Origin of the sequence: Rhodobacter aestuarii, from assembly GCF_900156655.1 — a bacterium.
In the GTDB taxonomy this organism is placed as follows: domain Bacteria; phylum Pseudomonadota; class Alphaproteobacteria; order Rhodobacterales; family Rhodobacteraceae; genus Rhodobacter; species Rhodobacter aestuarii.
In genome coordinates this window covers 272,016-291,857 of the sequence record NZ_FTOG01000002.1, presented here as the reverse complement: position 1 = coordinate 291,857, position 19,842 = coordinate 272,016, and the positions used below count along the sequence as shown (strand labels likewise).

Sequence of the window (19,842 nt, the reverse complement as noted above, 5' to 3'; positions counted from 1 at the left end):
GTGGACCCCTATTTTCGGCGTTCGGCGATATCGGCATAATCGCCCATGCGCAGCAGTTTCAACTCGCGCACAAGGCGCAGGGTGGGTTTGGCGGCAAACAGGATCGACCCGATCAGGAAGAGCCATGTGCCGGGAAAGACGAGTGTGTCGTAAAAGAAAAAGACCGAGCCCACGATGAAACACAGCGCCGCCCCGAAATCGACCAAGGTATAGGCAATCTCAAACAGCGCATACAAGCGGCGCTGCTCGGTCGAGCCTTGACGGTGATCTGTTTCAAAAAGCGAAGACATGCGGTGATGCGGGTGGCCAGGTCAAGGGTGGGGCCGGGCAGAGGGCGCTTAACGCCGCCACGCCTGCCCAGCGGGTTGTGGGCTTCTTAGTCCACTCCCGCCAACTGTGAAACGATGAAATGCAGGCGAAAAGGTCACTTTTTGCTGGTCCAGCGCTCTGCCAGCGCCTGAAACTCGGCATAGATCGTGGGCACGCCGGTGCGCTGCCGGATCGTATCAATCGTTGCCTTGGCTTTTTGATAGTCGTTCACAAGGCTGCTGCGGAACCAGCGTTTGTAAAGCGCCTCGTCCAAAATGCCTTCGCGAATGCCGATCGAGATCATTTCGTAATCGTTCAAGATGGAGCGGATCACGGTGATCTGGGGCGAATCCTTATGTTCCTCGGCGGCCCAGAACTCGAGCGGCGGGTGCGAGAGCTTGAGTTTGTTGAACTCGGCCCGGATGCGGATGTAATCGCCATCCCATTCGCGGTGCGAGATCAGGTCCAGCGTGGCGCGGCGGCGCGCGATCTTGCGCTGTTCGGCAATGTTGCGCAGCGCAATGATGCCCGCCACGATGGCCGATACAAGAACGGCCCCCGCCGAGATGAGAGGGCCGTAGCTGATAAAGACATTTCCGCTGGCCATCACGGCTTGCGGGAGCGGCTCCGTCACGGATTAGCCGCCCCAACCTTCACGCGGCAGGTCAACGGTTCTGCTGGTCTTCATGGGCTTACCCCTTTGTGGTTGCCGTTAGAGACAATATGGGGGCCAAGCATGCAGGCGTCAAATGAAAGATCAGTTAGCGCGGGGTGGGGGCTGTTAGTGAGAGAGGTGAATTATTGTGATTGTTACTCTTCGTCGCCGAGTGCAACTGGAATCGAACTCCCCGCCAATAGATCTTGGCGCATAGCGGTAAGAAGTTTCTGATGGGCAGTAGCATAAGTTGCTCGCGAAGCCTTTTCTTTTTCGATCAGTTCCGCGAGTTCGGCACCCTCGGCTCGCTTTTTCATCCCAAAGTCTAGGCCGATAAAGAAGACTGTCCGAATGAATTCTTTTGACGCGTCTAGGACGGGTTTCGGAGCGATCAGTGTCAATTCCTCGTGGAAGCGCATGGCAGGTTTTGCAGGATCAAAACCGCCTACTTTGAACATTTCTTTTTCCGCTTCCGCCACCTCAAACAAGTATTTTCCATACACTTCTTGACGAAGTCTTCTGAGATCAGCGTCTCTGTCGAGGCGCACTTTGTTGAAGTAACTCCAACTCGCCCATACTATTGCGGCGGCGGGGGCCACATCTACGATCCCTTCCAAAATCGTAGGTATAGCGCCAAGCCACGAGAAATCCCGGCATATTTCCTGACATGCCGTAATTTCTTGCATTACTTACTCAAGCCCCCAAACACCGTCGGCAAATCCAGCGCCGCAAAGCCATAGTGGCGCAGCCAGCGCAGGTCGCTTTCAAAGAAAGCGCGCAGGTCGGGGATGCCGTATTTCAGCATGGCCAGACGGTCGATGCCAATGCCGAAGGCAAAGCCTTGGTATTCGTTCGGGTCGATCCCGGCGGCGCTCAGCACTTTGGGGTGCACCATGCCCGAGCCAAGGATTTCCATCCACGAATTGCCCTCGCCAATCTTCAACTGGCCATTGTCCCACGAACAGCGAATATCCACCTCGGCCGAGGGTTCGGTGAAGGGGAAGTGGCTGGCGCGGAACCGCAGTTCGACCGAGGGCACCTCAAAGAAGGTCTTGCAGAATTCCTCGAGCACCCATTTCAGGTTCGCCATCGAGATGTCTTTGCCAATCGCCAGACCCTCGACTTGGTGGAACATCGGGGTGTGGGTTTGGTCCATATCCATGCGGTAAACACGGCCCGGCGCGATAATGCGGATGGGCGCGCCTTGCGCTTGCATGGAGCGGATTTGCACCGGGCTGGTGTGGGTGCGCAGCACATGCGGCGGGCGCGGGTCGGCCGCGTCGCGCGCCATAAAGAACGTGTCATGCTCTTGGCGGGCGGGGTGTTCGGGCGCGATGTTGAGCGCGTCGAAGTTATACCAATCGCTTTCCACCTGCGGGCCTTCGGCCACGGCAAAGCCCATATCGGCAAAGATCGCGGTGACTTCATCCATCACTTGGGAAACCGGGTGGATCGTGCCTTGGCGGCGCGGGCGGCCCGGCAGCGTCACATCCAGCCATTCCGATTGCAGGCGCGCTTCAAGCGCCGCATCGGCAAGCGCCTCTTTCTTCGCGCGCAGGGCGGCGTCGATCTCGTCTTTCAGACGGTTCAGCGCGGCGCCGGTGGTTTGACGCTCTTCCGGGGTCATTTTGCCCAGTTCGCGCATTTTCAGGCTGATCTCGCCCTTTTTACCCAGCGCGGCCAGCCGCAACTCTTCCAGGCTCGCCTCATCGGAAGCGGCCTCGATGCCTTCGAGATATTTCGCTTTAAGCACATCGAGCGCGGTCATGACGTCTCTCCTTGGGGTGGTTGCGCTGTTCATACCGCGCCGCGCCCCGATTTCAAGCAGATCAAAGAAAAACCCCCGCGAGGGCGGTGCCGCGCGGGGGTCAATGTGTTCCCGAAAGGGGAAATTAGGCAGCGGCCGCGGCAGCCTTCGCCTTTTCGACGATGGCACCGAACGCTTCCGGCTCAGCGATCGCGAGATCGGCCAGAACTTTGCGGTCCACTTCGATCCCGGCGAGCGCCAGACCGTTGATGAAACGCGAATAGGTCATATCGGCGTCGAACGCGCGCACAGCAGCGTTGATACGCTGGATCCACAGCGCGCGGAAATTCCGTTTGCGCTGTTTACGGTCGCGGGTGGCGTATTGGTTCGCCTTGTCGACGGCTTGGGTCGCGGTACGGAAGTTACGCGAACGGGCCGAGTAGTAGCCTTTCGCTTTCTTCAGAACTTTTTTGTGCGAGGCGTGAGTCACCTTGCCGGATTTAACGCGGGACATGTTTCAGGCCTCCTGATCAGCGGTTGTAGGGCATGTATTTTTTGACGATCTTCGCGTCCGCATCGGACAAGATCATCGTGCCCGCGCTGTCGCGGATGAACTTGGTGGTGCGCTTGATCATGCCGTGGCGCTTACCAGCCGGACCAGCAATAACTTTGCCGGACGCGGTGAATTTGAACCGCTTTTTGGCGGCCGATTTTGTCTTCATCTTGGGCATTTTCATCTCCTTTTCGAGAGTGAACGCACGACTCGGCATGCCACTATTGGCCGGCCGCGCGGGGTAGGTGGGGGCCTTTAGACTGCCCCGCAGCTTTTGGCAAGGGAAAACCGACCTTTTTCTATTGGTTCAGGAGCCAAGCCAGAACGCGGGTGAAGGCGGCAGGGATCTGGTCGGGCGTGTAGCCGCCCGGCCGTGAGATGAAGGCGAAGAGGATCAACCCGCCGCCCACCAGCACCGCAATCGCGGCGGCGCGGGGCGGGCGGCTATCGGAAAACGCGGAAATCACCGCCGGGATCGCAAACGCGGCCACGATGATGCCCAAAACAAGATAGAGATCGGCGCTATGCATCGTGGCCTCCGGAGTCTTCGTTAACGAAGGTTACTCCGGGTCGGTGCGGTAGATCAATCGTTCGTCACAAGGCGCGACGCGCAAGATGTTGGTGGTGCCGGTCACGTTGAAGGGAACACCGGCTACAACGATGATCTGGTGGCTTTCATCGGCAAAGCCATAGTCGCGCGCCGCACGGGCGGCATTGACCACGGCTTCTTTGAAGCGGCTCACCTTATCGCAGCGCACCGCATGCACGCCCCAGTTCAAGCACAGCTTGCGCAGGGTTTGCGTGATCGGCGACAGCGCAATGATCGGCACACGCGGGCGTTCGCGGCACACCAGGCCCACGGTTTTGCCCGATTGGGTGTAGCAGCAGATCGCCGAAACATCGGTGGTTTCGGCGATTTCGCGCGCCGCAGCCACGATGCCATCGGTCACCGTTTGACGCACCGCCGAGCGGCTGGCTTCGATGATGTCGCGGTAGGTGCTGTCGCTTTCGACCGATTGGGCGACCGCATTCATCGTCTGCACCGCGTCAATCGGGTAGCGCCCGGCCGCGGATTCCGCCGAAAGCATCACCGCATCGGCGCCTTCATAGATGGCCGTCGCCACGTCCGACACTTCGGCGCGGGTCGGCATCGGGCTCTCGATCATGCTTTCGAGCATCTGCGTCGCCACGATCACCGGCTTGGCGGCGGCGCGGCATTTGCGGATCAAGCGCTTTTGGATCGGCGGCACAGCCTCAACAGGCAGTTCCACGCCCAGATCGCCCCGCGCGACCATGATCCCGTCGGAGACCTCAAGGATTTCGTCAAAGGCGCGCTCTGCCGAGGGTTTCTCGATTTTCGAGAGCACCATCGCGCGGCCCTTGGCCAGCTCCTTGGCTTCGATCACGTCTTCGGGGCGCTGCACGAAGCTGAGCGCAAGCCAGTCGGCCCCCAGTTCGCAGGCAAATTCCAGATCAACGCGGTCTTTGTCGGACAGTGCGGCCAGCGGCAGAACCACATCAGGCACGTTCACGCCCTTGCGGTTGGAGATCGTGCCGCCCACCATCACTTCGCAATTGGCGTAATCGGGGCCGCAGTCCAACACTTTGAGCCGGATCTTCCCGTCATTGACGAGCAGCCGCGCGCCCGCTTCGAGGGCGGCGAAGATCTCCGGGTGGGGCAGGCACACACGGTGGCTGTCGCCCTCAGTCGGGTCGAGATCGAGCCGGAACATTTGGCCTTCTTCAAGCTCGGCGGCGACGGCGGCAAAGGTGCCGACGCGCAGCTTTGGCCCCTGAAGGTCGGCCAGAACCGCCACCGGGCGCCCGGTATCGGCCTCGATCTGGCGGATGATGTCATAGCGCACGCGGTGTTCGTCATGCGTGCCATGGCTCATGTTGAGCCGGAACACGTCTGCGCCCGCCTCAAACAATGCGCGGATGGTTTTGTAATCAGAAGATGCGGGGCCAAGCGTGGCCACGATCTTGACATTGCGAAGGCGTCTCATGCGTCCTCGGGTGTTCGTGTTGCTGTCATTTCGTGGGCCGCGTTCTCTATGCCGTAAAACTTTGCTCAGGGCAACTGGCACTCCGCCTGCGGGCCGTCTAAATCTTCAGTGCAACATAATGACGAAGAAACCATGACTGTGGATGCACCTTTTCATCAGATCACCGAAAATCGTGCCGCGCGCTGGCTTGTGACGGTGGATCACGCCACCAATCGTGTGCCCGATTGGGTGGGGGGCGGCGATCTGGGGATCGCGCCCGCCGAGATGGGGCGCCACATCGCCTATGACATCGGGGCACTTGGTCTGGCGCAAAAATTGGCAACGCATCTGGAGGCGCCGATCATCTGGTCCGATTTCTCGCGCCTAGTGATCGACCCGAACCGGGGTGAAGACGATCCCACTTTGGTCATGCAACTCTATGATGGCACAGTGATCCCTGCGAACCGGGGCATATCGGCGGCGGGCGTGGAGGAACGCCTTGCGCGGCTGCATCGGCCTTATCACGACGCGTTGGAGCTGTTGGCGGCGCGTTCCTCCGATACGGTGATTTGCGCCATCCATTCGTTTACGCCGCGGTTGCGCGGGCGTGCGCCGCGCCCGTGGGAGGTCGGCATCCTGCATTCGCATCTTGATAGTCGTTTGGCGCTCCCGCTGATTGCGGCGCTTGAGGCAGAAGGGATCTGTGTAGGCGACAATGAACCCTATGCCGGGCATTTGGTGGGCGACAGCATCGACCGCCACGCCTTGGGGCTGGGGCGGCCAAATGTGCTGATTGAGCTGCGTCAGGATCTGATTGAGACCGAATCGGGCCAATCTGATTGGGCTGCGCGGCTCGCCTTCATTCTTATGGCAACATTGAGGCAGAGCGGCCTTTGAGCGCGAAACAAATGCCGTCTGCGTGCCGCATTGTTTCCATAATTTCCCAATTATCATCCAAGGTTTAGGGTCTTCTTGCCAAAAGTATGGCTGGAAGGTAGCGATTTATTAACGTGTATTTATTGGAGCGTGCCATGGGCAGTCTCATTCTTCTTTCGATGTTCCCTTTCTTGCTCGCTGGTTTGGCCTTCGCGGGGGGCGACGATGACGACGATGGTTCCTCGAACAACGAACAGTCCAACACCGGTCTCGGCGTAACGATTTTCGGCGACGACGACGACGAGGAATTCATCGGCACCGACGGCAATGATTATATCGACGGTGGCCACGGCAATGACTCGATCCTTGGCGGCGCGGGCAACGACGTTCTGCGCGGCAACCTCGGGGCGGATGAGCTGATTGACACCGCGGGTTCTGACACGCTGCATGGCGGCTATGGCAACGACTTTGTTGCAGCCGTTGATCTGGACGGCAGCGGCGCGGACCTTATTCAAGGCGGCGCGAATAATGACACGCTGGTTGGCGATGATGGCGATACGCTCGTTGGCGGTGATGGCAGTGACCTCTTTGTGTCTGTTTGGCAAAGCGGCGATGACCCTGTCATCGTTTCCGATTTCACGCCGGATGAGGATCAGGAGTTCATCCTCGGCGTGAGCTCTTACACACCCGGCACGCCCTTCACCTTGCAAGATGTCGATGGCGGCGCGTCGCTCAGCTTCGGCGGGGAGACCGTGGCCTTCTTTGATGGCGGTTCGGCCGCCGATCTGGATGGGCAGGTTTCGCTAACCATCGAAGATGATGACACAACCGTCATCTATCCGACTTTGGTTGGCGCACAGCAGCAGGCTGGCCTGCAAATGGTTGGCACCAACGGGGCTGACAGCCTGACCGGCACCGAATTCGATGATGATATCGCAAGCTGGCTTGGGGCCGATTTCATCGAGGGGCTTGGCGGCGATGACCTGCTCAATGGCGGTTATGGCTTCGACACCCTGTTTGGCGGCGATGGCAATGACACGCTTTTGGGCGGCGGCAACGGCGATACGCTTTACGGCGAAGCAGGCGATGACAGCCTCGAGGGCGGTGACGGCGATGATTATCTGATCGGCAACACCGGCAATGACATCTTGGACGGCGGCGCTGGGGATGACAACCTCGATGGGGGCAGTGATACAGACCTCCTTCTCGGCGGTGCTGGCAATGACCTGCTCAATGGTTACACGGGTGGCGATCTTCTCAACGGCGGCGATGGCGATGACACGCTGAACGGCGGCGCTGACAATGATGTGTTGGTCGATACTGCCGGGAACAACTTGCTTGATGGCGGCACAGGCAATGACTCGCTTGTTGCGACGGGCGGGATGAATACGTTGCTTGGCGGCGATGGCGATGATTTCCTTGGCGCGCTTGGCGAAGCGTCTGCATCCGGTCCGTCGATCCTTGATGGCGGTGCGGGCAATGACACGCTCGCCGGTGAGGATGGGGCGCTGTTGACGGGGGGGAGCGGGAACGACACCTTCCTGGCCGCAACCGATGAGCCTGACACCTACGATCTAGTCCATGTGACTGATTTTGAGGTGGGCAGCGATGCTGTCGAAGTGCTGACCGATAGTTTGGCTGGCACGGTGACGACCTCGGCTTATGGCAGCAATAGCACGCTGATCAGCTATAACGGCAAAGCGCTTATGGTCATCGACGGGGTCGACCCGGCGCAATTCCCGGTCACGAGCGTCAACGTGCGCTTGGTGGAATCAGCCTGAGGCTTTCGCGCTTAGGGCATTACCACAGCCTCTCGCGCCTTTGGTGCGAGAGGGGTTTCAAAGCGATCTGTCTTTTGCGATCTGTCGGTTGGGTGTCCGGTCGATCTGAAACCTTGCAAGGAGGACAGGGTCAATGTTTGCACTGATCCTCTCTTTAAGCTGCGCAATCGTGATTGTGCTTTGGGTCGAGTTGCGGCGGCTGTTTGCACGGCGTGCTGCACAGTATCAGGCGTTTGAACCCCTCGAGCCCTTGAAGCCACGGCGCAGCGCGCGTCTCAGAGCAGCTCCATCGGCGCGGCGTGTTGAGGATGTGCCGCTTGAGGCCTTGCCGCGGATCACGGGCTTTCGGCCGGGCGATGAGATCGAACTGGCGATCGAAGGGCCAGTGCCCCGCGCAGAGGATTTGCAATTTGAGCAAATCGGGCGCGATGTGCGTTTGCTGATCGAGGGGTTTCCCGCTGTGATCGTGGAAGCCACGCACGCAGCCTTGCTGCATCCCGCCGTGATCCGGTTTCGCAGCGCCTAGGCGCGCTGCCGTATCTCCATAAAAAAAGGGGCAGCTCCGTCAGGAACTGCCCCTTTCTTGTTGTCGCATCGGATTAGCTGTCGTGGCCGATTTGCGGCACCGGGTGGTAGATGTTGTTGCGGTTTTCATGGTTGAGCAGGAAATGCTCCGCATTCCGGTCGCCATCGCGACGGGCATCGCTGATTTGGGTGAGTTCTGCGGAGGTGAAGGCCGACGCATCCAGACCAAGCTGCGCGGCAAGCTGCGATTTGCCATCCGAGGCGGCGGCATCTTTGGCGAGGTCGCCACGCTCAAGCAGATAAGCGTAGGTCGATTGGTCGCCGGCATCGCGCGCGGCCAGAAGTTCGTGCAGTTCGGTCGCGCTATAGGCGCCCGCATCAAGGCCAAGGTAGTCGGCAATTTGTTGCAGGCCTTGGCGCGGTTCGGCGGCGCTGGCAAAGCTGGTGCCAAGTGCAAGGGCGACGGCGGCGATGGCTACGGTGTTACGCATGATGTTCTCCAGTTCTCTATATCTATCAGTGTGTTAGGTTTTTTTGACGGCTCGTTTCGTCTTCATGAGGAAGATATAGGACTGTGCGAATGGACTGTAAATTTATCTAATTAAGCCAACTAATGTGCAAAAATGAACCAAAATCGCACGTTTGTGAGCGATGGTATACGGAACCAACTCGGGCCGCTTCCGTTTGGGTGCTCGCCTTCGTCAAGGTGCGGGAGGGGCGTCGCCGCCTGAGGCCTCATAGGGCCGCAATAGGCAGAATGGCGCGGAATGCACTGCCTAGGCGGAGGCAGCTTCTGTCTGCAGGTGGGTAGCAATCTTTCATCAGGGAGGAGAGGCTTGGCCCTGGCGACTCGCCTGTCACCAGCGCTCAAGCGGCGCGGTGCGGGGATCGGTGTGGAATGCGTCGCGCATGCGGAGCGCACTCGTCACGGCAATCGGATCTGCGCTGCGACGCTTGAGCGGAGGCTTCGCACCATGATTGAGGTATTGCGCTTAGCCGCGATCCGGCTTCGGAGCGCTGGGAACTATGGGGCTAAATGCAAAAAGGGCAGCCCCGTGAGGAGCTGCCCTTTTGGTTGTCTGTGATCTCAAATCAGCTGTCGCGGCCGATTTGCGGCACCGGGTGGTAGATGTTGTTGCGGTTTTCGTGCTTGAGCAGGAAGTTTTCCGCATTCCGGTCGCCATCGCGGCGGGCTTCGCTGATCAGCGTCAACTCGTTCGAGGTGTATTCCGACGGGTCAAGCTTCAGCTGCGCCGCGAGTTGGGATTTACCCGCCGAGGTGGCCGCATCTTTGTTCAGGTCGCCACGCTCAAGCAGATAAGCGTAGGTCGATTGGTCGCCGTCTTTGCGCGCCGCGAGCAGTTCGTGCAGTTCGGTCGCGCTGTAGGCGCCCGCATCCACGCCCAGATAGGCCGCGATTTGTTTCAGGCCTTGGTTCGGTTCGGCGGCGCTGGCAAAGCCTGCACTCAGAGCAAGGGCGGCAGCGGCAAGGGCAACAGTGGTACGCATGATATTCTCCAGTTCTCTATATCTATCAGTGTTTTAGGTTGGGTCGGCGGGTTGTTCCGTCGTCATGAGGGAGATATAGGCCTGTGCGCTTGGTGTGTGAATTCATCGAAACGCACCATCTATTGTGCGCTGAAAAACCATTGTCGCGTGGATGTGAACTGGAAAAACGGGAACTTTTTTGCCACCGCAACGACCCGTTGCAGCGCATCAATCTGGCAGCGATGGGAAAGGTCAGGTGTAGCCTTCGGTGTCGATATGCACGATCGTGCCGCAATGCTTGCAATGCACCGCATCGGCATCATGCAGCTTGAGCCCGCAGGTGGGGCATTCGTATTTCACCTTGGAGGGGCGAAAGAGCACCTGTGCCAGCCGCAAAAACAGGGTCACGCCAAAGATCATCACCGCCACAGCCAAAAGCCGACCCGAGGTGCCTTGCAGGGTTATGTCGCCAAAGCCGGTGGTCGTGAGCGTGGTCACCGTGAAATAAAGCGCGTCGGCATAGTTTTGGATCTGCGGGTTCGAGGGAAACTGCGTTGCATAGATCAGCCCGGTCATCACAAACAGGAAGACCAGCAGGTTGATCGTGGCCAAAATCACCTCTTCATGGCGGCGAAACGCGCTGAAATCCTGCCGTAGGCGGCTGAGCATCTGATAGGCGTGCAGGAGCCGCAGCGTGCGCAGCACCCGCATGAAGCCAAAGCTTTCCCCTGCCACGGGCGCGATAAACGACACCAAAGCCACAAGGTCGGCCCAGGTGGAGAACCGCGCCCAGAACATCAGCTTGCGCGGCTCAATCGCGAAGCGGGCCAGGAAATCGAGCACGATCACCACGCCAATCACCTCATCGGCCGTCTCAACCGCCGCAGTGTGGGGAAAAAAGGAGGTGGTGATGACAAAGACCACCGTCAGCAGGTCAAAGGCCAATAGCCCGTAGCGAAACGCATGGGCGCGTTTCGAATTGCCAAAGTAGAGTTTTCTCAGTGTCTTCAGCATGCCCACCTCTGAAGACAGGCTAAAACACCCTTGCGCAGTTGCCAACTGCGCCTTTCCGCCCCTTCCCCCGAAGGGCCATTTCCCCTATCTAGCCACCAAACCCTCATTCCCAAAGGTGCGCGCATGGCTTCCTATCAATATGTCTACCACATGGATGGTGTCTCCAAGACCTATCCGGGTGGCAAGAAATGCTTCGAAAACATCCGCCTGAACTTCCTGCCCGGCGTGAAAATCGGTGTGGTCGGTGTCAACGGCGCCGGTAAATCGACGCTTCTGCGCATCATGGCGGGCTGGGACAAGGATTTCTCCGGCGAGGCTTGGGCCGCCAAGGGCGCCAAGATCGGCTACCTGCCGCAAGAGCCGCAGCTGGATGAAAGCCTGAGCGTGCGCGAAAACGTCATGCTCGGCGTCGCGGAAAAGACCGCGAAAATCGCGCGCTACAATGATCTGGCGATGAACTACTCGGACGAGACCGCCGAGGAAATGGCGCAGCTTCAAGACGAGATCGACGCAGAGAACCTGTGGGATCTCGACAGCCAGATCGACGTGGCGATGGAAGCCCTGCGCTGCCCGCCCGATGATGCCAATGTCGCGACGCTTTCGGGCGGCGAACGCCGCCGGGTCGCTTTGTGCAAGCTGCTTCTTGAAGCGCCCGACATGCTGCTGCTCGACGAACCGACCAACCACCTTGACGCCGAAACCATCGCCTGGCTGCAAAAGCACCTGATCGAATACAAAGGCACGATCCTGATCGTCACCCACGACCGGTATTTCCTTGACGACATCACCGGCTGGATCTTGGAACTCGACCGCGGCCGGGGCATCCCCTACGAGGGCAACTATTCGAGCTGGCTGGAGCAAAAGGCGAAACGCCTTGAGCAGGAAAGCCGCGAGGATAAAGCCAAGCAAAAAGTGCTGGCGAAAGAACTTGAGTGGATCCGTGCCGGGGCCAAGGCCCGTCAGGCCAAGTCGAAAGCCCGTATCTCGGCCTATGAGAAAATGGCCGATCAATCCGAACGCGACCGGATTTCGACCGCGCAGATCATCATTCCGAACGGGCCGCGCCTTGGCGGCAAGGTGATCGAGGTCGAAGGTCTGGCTAAGCACTACAATGACCGCCAGCTGATCGAAAATCTGTCCTTCAGCATCCCGCCGGGGGCGATTGTGGGTGTGATCGGGCCGAACGGCGCCGGTAAATCCACGCTTTTCCGGATGATCACCGGCCAAGAAACCCCCGATGCCGGCGACATCAGCTATGGTGACACGGTGAAGCTCGCCTATGTGGACCAGTCGCGCGACGCGCTCGATGCCAATAAAACCGTTTGGGAAGAGATTTCCGGCGGGGCGGAACTGATCGAGCTTGGCGACGCGCAGGTGAACTCGCGCGCCTATTGTGGCGCCTTCAACTTCAAAGGCGGCGATCAGCAAAAGAAAGTGGGCCTTTTGTCGGGCGGGGAACGCAACCGCGTCCATATGGCAAAACTGCTCAAATCGGGCGGCAACGTGCTGCTGCTCGACGAACCGACCAACGACTTGGACGTGGAAACCCTGCAAGCGCTGGAAGCGGCGATCGAAGATTTCGCCGGCTGCGCGATCATCATCAGCCACGACCGCTTCTTCCTTGATCGTCTGTGCACGCATATCCTTGCCTTTGAAGGCGAGGCGCATGTCGAGTTCTTCGAGGGCAACTTCGAAGATTACGAAGAAGACAAAATCCGCCGCCTCGGCCCCGATGCGGTGGAACCGAAGCGGGTGAAGTATAAGAAGTTTACGCGTTAATAGATTTACTCGTATCTTTTATGATAGTAGCCTTCGCGCCACAGGTGCGGAGGCTTTATTTTGGTTAAATCACTATTCATATTCGGCAATGGCTTGGGGCGTTCTATCTCAAACGATTTCTTCGATTTGAAACGTGCGTTGGAACATGCTTGGAACGTTGAAGATGGCTTGACGGAACATCAAAAAGAACTGATTCGTGCGTGTTTGCCGGATGAGGTAATTGAAGATGAAGACGCGGATGCTCCGCAGAGAGAGGACCAACTAGAAGAGTTACAGCGCATTCTATCCGCCTGTGACATTATATCCAAAACTGAAGACCGCCTTGGAAATGGCGCCGGAGAAGGCTGGTTGTCAGGCCATGGGCGTGAGTTTCCTGCCGCAATCCGCAGATATTTTCACCACGCAGCATGCTATTTTCTGGATCGGGATTCTCTTAAGGTTGAGGGGCTAGATTCGGAGGTCAAAGCCGATTTTTCTGAATGCTTGCGTGATCACATTCGCTCGCATGGTGCTCACATTGCTACGTTGAATTATGACGATCTTCTTTACGAAGCATTTTGTGGTACGGATATTTTTAATAGACATCTTCTAAGAGATGGTTTTTTTAAAAAGGGAAAGTTTGATTTTTCGATGGCCGAAGGCTTCTACGATGCTGAAAAGGAGGGCTGGTTCCTACATCTTCATGGGTCGCCGCTGTTTGTTGATGAAGATGGTGAGCCACGGAAAGTTACGCGTGCGCAACTCGCAGATTATCATGGACATGGCAGCACGCACCTTGTGCTGACGAGTGTGAAGTTTAAACGTTACATAATACAAAGTTCCGAGATTCTTAGGCAGTATTGGGGAAAATTTAGAGCTATCGTTCCGAGATCCAATAATATTATTTTGCTGGGTTATGGAGGTGAAGATGTTCACCTCAACGATTTGCTCTCTAAGAAGGCTCCCGCGAACTCTATCCGCATTGTCGAGTATCGTGGAGAAGATGCCGATCTAGAGCGCGACAAAAAATGGCGCGAGGCATTGAATCGCGATGATTTCAAAATAGTTCGTCTGGAAAACATTCAAGAGTTTCGAGAGTGGTATTGTCCTGCCGTAGGTAAAGACTGATCTGAGTGGTGGGATCCTCGCGGGTTCGAAACCTGAATGTGCAGCTTGCCGTCTGGTTAAGCTTTCTGCGGCTGAAACGGTTATCCACTTCGTTGCCCCGACATCATGCCAAAAGCCGCGAGGGGAACCCTTCGCGGCTTTTGTGCGTTTGGGTGGAAAGATTAGCCAAGGGAGAGACCCGATGACCAAGATCGCAATTCCGCTGCTGGCCATTTTTGCGCTGACCGCTTGTGAAACCGTCAAAGGCGCCGGGCGCGACATGCAAGCCGCCGGCTCCGCCGTGACGAGCGAGGCCGCCGAGGCGCAAAGCGAGATGTAAATTCGTTCATTTGCCAAGATGCGCGATGCCCCGGCCTTGTGCCGGGGCTTTTTTATTCTGGGTGGTCGCGAAATCGGACGGGGACTGGTCTTCCAGTCGATGCCCCTTAGCCTACTCCGCCCAATCCCAGGGCACGGTGAATTGCCCCAAGACATGGCGCAGTTTGGTCTCGTCCAACTCGCCGGTGGTGGCGAGTTTCGCGACAAGGCCGCGCTTTTTGTCTTCGACCACCGCCACCACATGCGCGGCCACTTCACCCTCGGCCAAGGCGACGTTCAGCACCCGCGTGATCGCGCGTTTGCGCAGATCGGGTTTGAAGATTTTGCCCACAGCGGTTTTGGGCAGTTCCTCCAAAATCTCGATATGTTTGGGCACGGCGGCGCGTTCGTGGATGTGACGTTTGGCATGGGCGGCCAGCTCGTCCAGCGTGACGCTTGCACCTGCCACCAGCTCCACATAAGCGCTGGGCAATTCGCCCGCAAAAGCATCGGGCTGGCCAATGGCGCCCGCAAAGCTGACCGCCGGATGGCTCAGCAGCGCCTCTTCAATCTCGGCGGGGTCGATGTTGTGGCCGCCGCGAATGATCAGGTCTTTCGCCCGCCCGGTGATCCACAAATAGCCATCGGGGTCGAGCCGCCCCAAGTCGCCGGTGCGCAAGAAGCGTTCTTCGGCGAAAAGATCGTGGTTTTTGTCCACCTCGGTATAGGTCGAGCCCTCAAACACGCCGGGGTTGGCGACGCAAATCTCACCCACCTCATCCACGCCGCATTCGTCAAAGCCGGTGTCTGTCCGGCGCAAAATCCGCACATGGGAATAGGGCAGGGGCAGGCCGACCGACCCCACCTTTTTCACGCCATCGACCGGGTTTACGGCGACCAAGCAGGTGGCTTCGGTCAGCCCGTAACCTTCGCAGATTTCGACCCCGGTCGCCTCTTTGAAGCGGTTATAAAGCTCTATCGGCAACGGGGCCGAGCCAGAAATCGCCGTGCGCAGGCTTGAGATATCGGCATCCACCTTGCGCTGCATCAGCGCGGCAATCGCGGTGGGCACGGTGATCAGGAAGCTCACTTGCCAGCGCTCCACCAGCTTCCAGAAATTGTCAAAGACCCCCTCACCACGATAGCCCGCAGGGGTGGGGAAGACGACATGCGCGCCCGAGGCAATGGCAGACATCAAGATCGGATAGGCTGCAAACACATGGAAGAGCGGCAGCGGGCAGATCATCACGTCTTTATGGTCAAACAATAGCGTGCCGCCGAGCCAGCCGTTATAGACCATGCCCGAATATTTGTGCTGTGCGACCTTGGGCATGCCGGTGGTGCCGCCAGTGTGGAAATAGGCGGAAACACGGTCGCCCGTGGCATCGTCAAACACCAGATGATCAGCGGGCATGCCATCACAGGCGATATTGAAGCAATAAACGTCAGCATGATGCTTCAGATGCGTTTTCGGGCGGATAAAGGGCACGATTAGCTTTTTCGCCCCGGTCAGGTAGCGGTTGAGGTCGACCTCCAGCACCACTTTGACGTTCGGCGCGTGTTTCACCGCCTCTGCCGCCTTTTGTGCGACATCGGTTTTGGGGAAGCTTTTCAGCGTTACCAGAACTTTGGCCTTGGTTTCGCGCAAGATCGCGGCGACCTGTTCAGCCTCCAAAAGCGGGTTGATCGGGTTCACGATCCCGGCGACCGAGCCCGCCAGCAACACCACCGCCGTTTCAAGGCAGTTGGGCAGCAGGTAGGCGACGGTATCATCTTCTTGCACGCCAAGGCTACGCAGAAGGTTCGCGGCTTGCGTCACACGGGCATGCACCTGATCCCATGTCCATGTCACCGCCGGGTCTTTGGGCCCCGAAGTGATCTGGAAGGTCAGCGCCGGGCGCGCGCCATGCTGCGCTTTCACCCGAGAGAGGAAATCATACATCGTGAGCGCGCGGTCACGTTCTTCCCACGGCATCTGCTGCTCGACGCGGTCCCGGTCGGCCACGGTCGCAAAAGTCTCTGTCATGATCTTCCTCCCCGGCCCGTTCCTCTGCGGACCTTGAACCCAGAATGCCGGAAAAACGAGCAATTGGGCAAGGGTGGGCGGCGGCAAAACGTCACGTAATCACCCGATGACGCGGCGAAAACCTGTTTTCGGCCAATCGCAAAAGGGCGTTACTCTTCACCACCTTGGGTGAATTGCAACCGCGCGAGCCGCGCATAAAGCCCGCCTTCGGCCACCAGCGATTCATGCGTGCCTTGGGCAATGATCTCGCCTTGGTCAAAGACCACGATCCGGTCCGCTTTCTTCACAGTGGCCAGACGGTGCGCCACAATCAGCGTGGTGCGATCGGCGCGCATTTCGTCAAAGGCGGCCTGCACCGCGCGCTCCGAGGCGGCATCCAGCGCCGAGGTCGCTTCATCAAGCAGCAAGATCGGTGCATCGCGCAAAATCGCCCGCGCAATCGCGATACGTTGCTTTTGCCCGCCAGACAGCATCACGCCACGCTCGCCCACATAGGTGTCAAAGCCCTGCGGCAGGGCCGAGAGGAAATCATGCGCATGGGCGGCGCGGGCGGCTTCCTCCACCTCGGCATCCGTCGCCTCGGGGCGCCCAAAGCGGATGTTTTCGCGCGCCGTGGTGGCAAAGATCACCGGGTCTTGCGGCACAAGTGCAATGGCCCGGCGGAAATCAGCGCGTTTGAGGCTGCGCAGATCTTGCCCATCAATCAAAATGCGACCCGTTTCGGGGTCATAGAACCGCAAGATCATTTGAATGATCGTCGTTTTCCCCGCGCCCGAGGGGCCAACCAGCGCCACCGTTTCCCCCGGTTCAATCGAAAGATTGACCGTGTTCAGCGCCGACATTTCCGGCCGCGACGGGTAATGGAAGGTCACATCGTCAAAGGTGATCGCGCCTTTTGCGGGTAAGGCCAGAGCTTTGGGCTCAGCCGGGTCTTGCACCGAATCCTCGGAATTGAGCAGTTCCACCAGCCGCTCGGTCGCGCCCGCGGCGCGCAAAAGCTCGCCCCAAATCTCGCTCAGCGCACCCACAGCGGCAGAAACCATCACCGCATAAATGACGAACTGGACCAGTTCGCCCACCGTCATTGCGCCCGCACGCACATCGCGCGCGCCGATCCACAACACCCCAACGATCCCGGCAAAGACCAAGAAGATTACCAGCGCCGTCATCACCGCGCGCATCGTGATCCGGGCCGAGGCCACGCCAAAGGCTTTCTCTGTCACATCGGAAAAGGCGGCGCGGGTGCGCGGCTCATGGGTGAAGGCTTGCACCGTTTGCACCGACAAAAGCGCCTCAGAGGCGGAGCCGGAAGAAGAGGCGATCCAATCTTGGTTTTCACGGCTCAGCTTGCGCAGCCGCCGCCCCATGATGATGATCGGCACCACCACAAGCGGCACGATCAAAAGCACCAACCCGGTCAGTTTGGCCGAAGTGAGCATCAGCATGATCAACCCACCGATCAAGATCAGCAGGTTGCGCAGCGCGACCGAAACGGAAGAGCCGATCAGCGATTGGATCAAGGTTGTGTCGGTGGTGATCCGCGAGATGATCTCGCCGGTCAGGATCTTTTCGTAAAAGGCGGGCGAAAGGCCAATCACCCGGTCAAACACCGCTTTGCGAATATCGGCCACAACCCGTTCGCCAAAACGCGACACAAGCCAGTAGCGCACCGCCGTGCCAAGCGCCAAAAGCGCGGCAATGATATGGGCGGCGAGGAAATATTCGTCGAGCAGTTCACCGCCCGATTGGAAGCTATCCACTACGCGACGCACCGCCACTGGCAAGATCAGCGTCACGCAAGCGGTGGCCACAAGGGCGGCGAGCGTGGCCACGGCCATCATCTTGTAGGGGGCAAGGAAGGGCGCAAGGCCCCTTAATCCGGCGACGCGTTTGGTCTTAGGACGGTCTTCCAGCGGGGCTTGCGGACTGCGGGCCATCGTCTCTCCCTGATGCGTTTGATCTCGTTTAGGAGCGGCTTGACCACAGGGCAAGGCTCTTGTCGGGTCACCCGTCGGGCACACGCAGCTGTGAAAGGCAAAACGGCGGGAAGGAAAGTGGTGCGGGCGGCCGGACTCGAACCGGCATGGAGTTACCTCCCAGGGAGTTTAAGTCCCATGCGTCTACCATTCCGCCACGCCCGCGTGCGCCTTGCCTAGCGCGCAAGGCGCGCGGGGGCAAGTCTATCGGGCTTACTTGCCCCGGAAGGCGGGGGCGCGTTTGTCCAAGAAGGCTTGAACCCCTTCGCGGAAATCCTCCGTCTCGCCCAAGGCGCCTTGGAGTTTTGCCTCCAAAGCCAATTGCGCGGGCAGATCATGGTCAAAGCTTGCGCGCAGAGCCTGTTTCACGGCTTTGAACGCTTCGGTCGGGCCCTGCGCCAGATGCATCGCACGGGCGCGCCAATGGTGTTCAAAATCCACATCGGGCACGGCTTCCCAGATCATCCCCATCCGCGCGGCTTCTTCGGCGCTGATCTTTTCGGCAAAAAGCGCCAAGCCCATTGCGCGTGCGAGCCCCACTTGGCGCGGCAACGCCCAAGTGCCGCCTGCATCGGGCATCAGGCCAATCCGGGTGAAGGCTTGCATGAAGGCGGCGGAATGGGTGGCAATCACCAGATCCGCGCAAAGCGCAAGGTTCGCCCCTGCGCCCGCTGCCGCGCCATTCACCGCGGCCATAACCGGGACCGGGCATTCGGTCACAGCGGCGAGCATCGGCTCATATTCTTCGCGCAAAATCCGCTCAAGATCCGGGCCGGTTAGGGCTGCCCCATCGCCCAGATCTTGGCCCGAACAAAAGGCGCGGCCTGTGCCCGTCAGCACCACCGCGCGGGCCTCGCCCGCCGCTTGTGTCAGCGCTTGGGTGATTTCGGTGCGCATTTGGGTGTTGAGCGCATTCATCACCTCGGGGCGGTCAAGCGTAATCACCGCAAGCGCCTCGGTTAGGTCATAGCGGATCGTTTCAAAGTGCATTGGCGGCGCCTCCCTTTGCGGCCAGTTTGCCCCGGCTGAGGGACGCGGCAAAGCAAAACCCCGCGTCACGGTGAAGGCGCAGTATGAGGGCGGGCTTTAGAAAAAAGCCTATGCCCGGAGCAGCCGCGCGAGCGGCCCGGGCAGCGCCCGACCGCCCCCTCGGGCGGGCGCTTTGCAATGGCAGTGCTCAACACGGGCGTCCGCAGACCTTGCACCATAAAGCGCGAAAGACCTATGGCAGACGCCCACCCGGCGGTCGGGCGCCGCCCTCAGGTCTTTCTTAGTCCTGCAACAGCTCTTTCAGCCGCGCCTCTTCCTCGGCACTCAGCGCCACAGCGGCGGGCATTTCTTCCTTGCGGCGTGACCGCAGCCAGAAGAACACGCCGCCCAAGGCGATGATCAACACCCCCGGCCCCATCCAGTAAAGGATCAGGTTCGCCCCAGTGCGTTCGGGTTCAAAGAGCACATATTCCCCAAACCGGTCCTTGATATAGTCGATCACTTGGCTGTCGCTATCACCCGCCACCAGCCGGTCGCGCACCGCCAGCCGCAGATCGCGCGAGACCGAAGCGTTCGATTCGTCGATATTTTCGCCTTGGCAAACCGGACAGCGCAGCACTTGGGAAATTTGCCGCGCGCGCGCCTCAAGCGCGGCATCGGGCAAAACCTCATCGGGCTGCACCGCATAGGCAGGCGCGGCGAGCAGACACAGCAAAAGAAGGCGTTTGAGCATG

General features: G+C 59.1%; 21 protein-coding genes and 1 tRNA gene. 6 read left to right on the top strand and 16 right to left on the bottom strand.

What is annotated here, in order from left to right:
- Window positions 1-8: 8 nt before the first annotated feature.
- From BW967_RS04585 to pyk, 8 genes are all read right to left on the bottom strand, one after another.
- Entirely contained in the window at window positions 9-290 is a 282-nt protein-coding gene (locus BW967_RS04585; protein ID WP_076483867.1) for a YrhK family protein, read from the bottom strand.
- A 134-nt stretch (window positions 291-424) separates the two neighbouring features.
- On the bottom strand, window positions 425-943 hold the full coding sequence (locus BW967_RS04580) for a DUF4760 domain-containing protein (protein ID WP_139327795.1): 519 nt from the start codon (window positions 941-943) through the stop codon (window positions 425-427).
- Window positions 944-1,119: 176 nt separating this feature from the next.
- Entirely contained in the window at window positions 1,120-1,650 is a 531-nt protein-coding gene (locus BW967_RS04575) for a hypothetical protein (RefSeq protein WP_076483865.1), read from the bottom strand.
- Entirely contained in the window at window positions 1,650-2,732 is a 1,083-nt protein-coding gene (gene pheS / locus BW967_RS04570) for a phenylalanine--tRNA ligase subunit alpha (RefSeq protein ID WP_076483864.1), read from the bottom strand. The genes BW967_RS04575 and pheS overlap by 1 nt, the downstream gene beginning before the upstream one ends.
- 124 nt (window positions 2,733-2,856) lie before the next feature.
- On the bottom strand, window positions 2,857-3,225 hold the full coding sequence (gene rplT / locus BW967_RS04565; RefSeq protein ID WP_076483863.1) for a 50S ribosomal protein L20: 369 nt from the start codon (window positions 3,223-3,225) through the stop codon (window positions 2,857-2,859).
- A gap of 16 nt (window positions 3,226-3,241) precedes the next feature.
- Window positions 3,242-3,442: a 50S ribosomal protein L35 gene (gene rpmI, locus BW967_RS04560; RefSeq protein ID WP_076484010.1), complete on the bottom strand. Its 201-nt coding sequence runs from the start codon at window positions 3,440-3,442 to the stop codon at window positions 3,242-3,244.
- A 121-nt stretch (window positions 3,443-3,563) separates the two neighbouring features.
- Window positions 3,564-3,794 carry a hypothetical protein gene (locus BW967_RS04555; RefSeq protein WP_076483862.1) on the bottom strand — a complete coding sequence of 77 codons (231 nt, stop codon included), beginning with the start codon at window positions 3,792-3,794 and terminating at the stop codon, window positions 3,564-3,566.
- 30 nt (window positions 3,795-3,824) lie between these two features.
- Window positions 3,825-5,270: a pyruvate kinase gene (pyk, locus tag BW967_RS04550; protein WP_076483861.1), complete on the bottom strand. Its 1,446-nt coding sequence runs from the start codon at window positions 5,268-5,270 to the stop codon at window positions 3,825-3,827.
- A 132-nt stretch (window positions 5,271-5,402) separates the two neighbouring features.
- On the opposite strand from pyk, the gene BW967_RS04545 reads away from it, so the two are divergent.
- From BW967_RS04545 to BW967_RS04535, 3 genes are all read left to right on the top strand, one after another.
- On the top strand, window positions 5,403-6,146 hold the full coding sequence (locus tag BW967_RS04545; protein WP_076483860.1) for an N-formylglutamate amidohydrolase: 744 nt from the start codon (window positions 5,403-5,405) through the stop codon (window positions 6,144-6,146).
- A 134-nt stretch (window positions 6,147-6,280) separates the two neighbouring features.
- The gene (locus tag BW967_RS04540; protein ID WP_108188603.1) at window positions 6,281-7,906 is read left to right on the top strand and encodes a calcium-binding protein; all 1,626 of its coding nucleotides are present in this window, start codon (window positions 6,281-6,283) and stop codon (window positions 7,904-7,906) included.
- Window positions 7,907-8,039: 133 nt separating this feature from the next.
- Complete coding sequence (locus BW967_RS04535) at window positions 8,040-8,432, top strand: hypothetical protein (protein ID WP_076483858.1); 393 nt, start codon at window positions 8,040-8,042, stop codon at window positions 8,430-8,432.
- Window positions 8,433-8,505: 73 nt separating this feature from the next.
- Here BW967_RS04535 and BW967_RS04530 read toward each other — a convergent pair whose 3' ends face one another.
- The 3 genes from BW967_RS04530 to BW967_RS04520 all read right to left on the bottom strand — a co-directional run bounded on the left by BW967_RS04530 (window position 8,506) and on the right by BW967_RS04520 (window position 10,933).
- The gene (locus BW967_RS04530; protein WP_076483857.1) at window positions 8,506-8,922 is read right to left on the bottom strand and encodes a hypothetical protein; all 417 of its coding nucleotides are present in this window, start codon (window positions 8,920-8,922) and stop codon (window positions 8,506-8,508) included.
- A 601-nt stretch (window positions 8,923-9,523) separates the two neighbouring features.
- Complete coding sequence (locus tag BW967_RS04525; RefSeq protein WP_076483856.1) at window positions 9,524-9,940, bottom strand: hypothetical protein; 417 nt, start codon at window positions 9,938-9,940, stop codon at window positions 9,524-9,526.
- 231 nt (window positions 9,941-10,171) lie between these two features.
- The gene (locus BW967_RS04520) at window positions 10,172-10,933 is read right to left on the bottom strand and encodes an ion channel (RefSeq protein WP_083951933.1); all 762 of its coding nucleotides are present in this window, start codon (window positions 10,931-10,933) and stop codon (window positions 10,172-10,174) included.
- 123 nt (window positions 10,934-11,056) lie between these two features.
- Between BW967_RS04520 and ettA the strand changes: the two genes are divergently transcribed.
- The 3 genes from ettA to BW967_RS04505 all read left to right on the top strand — a co-directional run bounded on the left by ettA (window position 11,057) and on the right by BW967_RS04505 (window position 14,138).
- Entirely contained in the window at window positions 11,057-12,712 is a 1,656-nt protein-coding gene (gene ettA, locus BW967_RS04515; RefSeq protein WP_076483855.1) for an energy-dependent translational throttle protein EttA, read from the top strand.
- Between the two features lie 60 nt (window positions 12,713-12,772).
- The gene (locus tag BW967_RS04510; protein ID WP_076483854.1) at window positions 12,773-13,819 is read left to right on the top strand and encodes an SIR2 family protein; all 1,047 of its coding nucleotides are present in this window, start codon (window positions 12,773-12,775) and stop codon (window positions 13,817-13,819) included.
- A gap of 181 nt (window positions 13,820-14,000) precedes the next feature.
- Entirely contained in the window at window positions 14,001-14,138 is a 138-nt protein-coding gene (locus BW967_RS04505) for an entericidin A/B family lipoprotein (RefSeq protein WP_076483853.1), read from the top strand.
- A gap of 111 nt (window positions 14,139-14,249) precedes the next feature.
- On the opposite strand, the gene BW967_RS04500 is transcribed toward BW967_RS04505, so the two are convergent.
- From BW967_RS04500 to BW967_RS04480, 5 genes are all read right to left on the bottom strand, one after another.
- Window positions 14,250-16,142: an acyl-CoA synthetase gene (locus BW967_RS04500; protein WP_076483852.1), complete on the bottom strand. Its 1,893-nt coding sequence runs from the start codon at window positions 16,140-16,142 to the stop codon at window positions 14,250-14,252.
- 149 nt (window positions 16,143-16,291) lie between these two features.
- Complete coding sequence (locus BW967_RS04495; protein WP_076483851.1) at window positions 16,292-18,079, bottom strand: ABC transporter transmembrane domain-containing protein; 1,788 nt, start codon at window positions 18,077-18,079, stop codon at window positions 16,292-16,294.
- Window positions 18,080-18,197: 118 nt separating this feature from the next.
- A tRNA-Leu gene (locus BW967_RS04490) sits at window positions 18,198-18,283 on the bottom strand.
- Between the two features lie 48 nt (window positions 18,284-18,331).
- Complete coding sequence (locus BW967_RS04485) at window positions 18,332-19,108, bottom strand: enoyl-CoA hydratase-related protein (RefSeq protein ID WP_076483850.1); 777 nt, start codon at window positions 19,106-19,108, stop codon at window positions 18,332-18,334.
- A gap of 280 nt (window positions 19,109-19,388) precedes the next feature.
- Window positions 19,389-19,841 carry a cytochrome c-type biogenesis protein gene (locus BW967_RS04480; RefSeq protein WP_076483849.1) on the bottom strand — a complete coding sequence of 151 codons (453 nt, stop codon included), beginning with the start codon at window positions 19,839-19,841 and terminating at the stop codon, window positions 19,389-19,391.
- Window position 19,842: the final 1 nt, after the last annotated feature.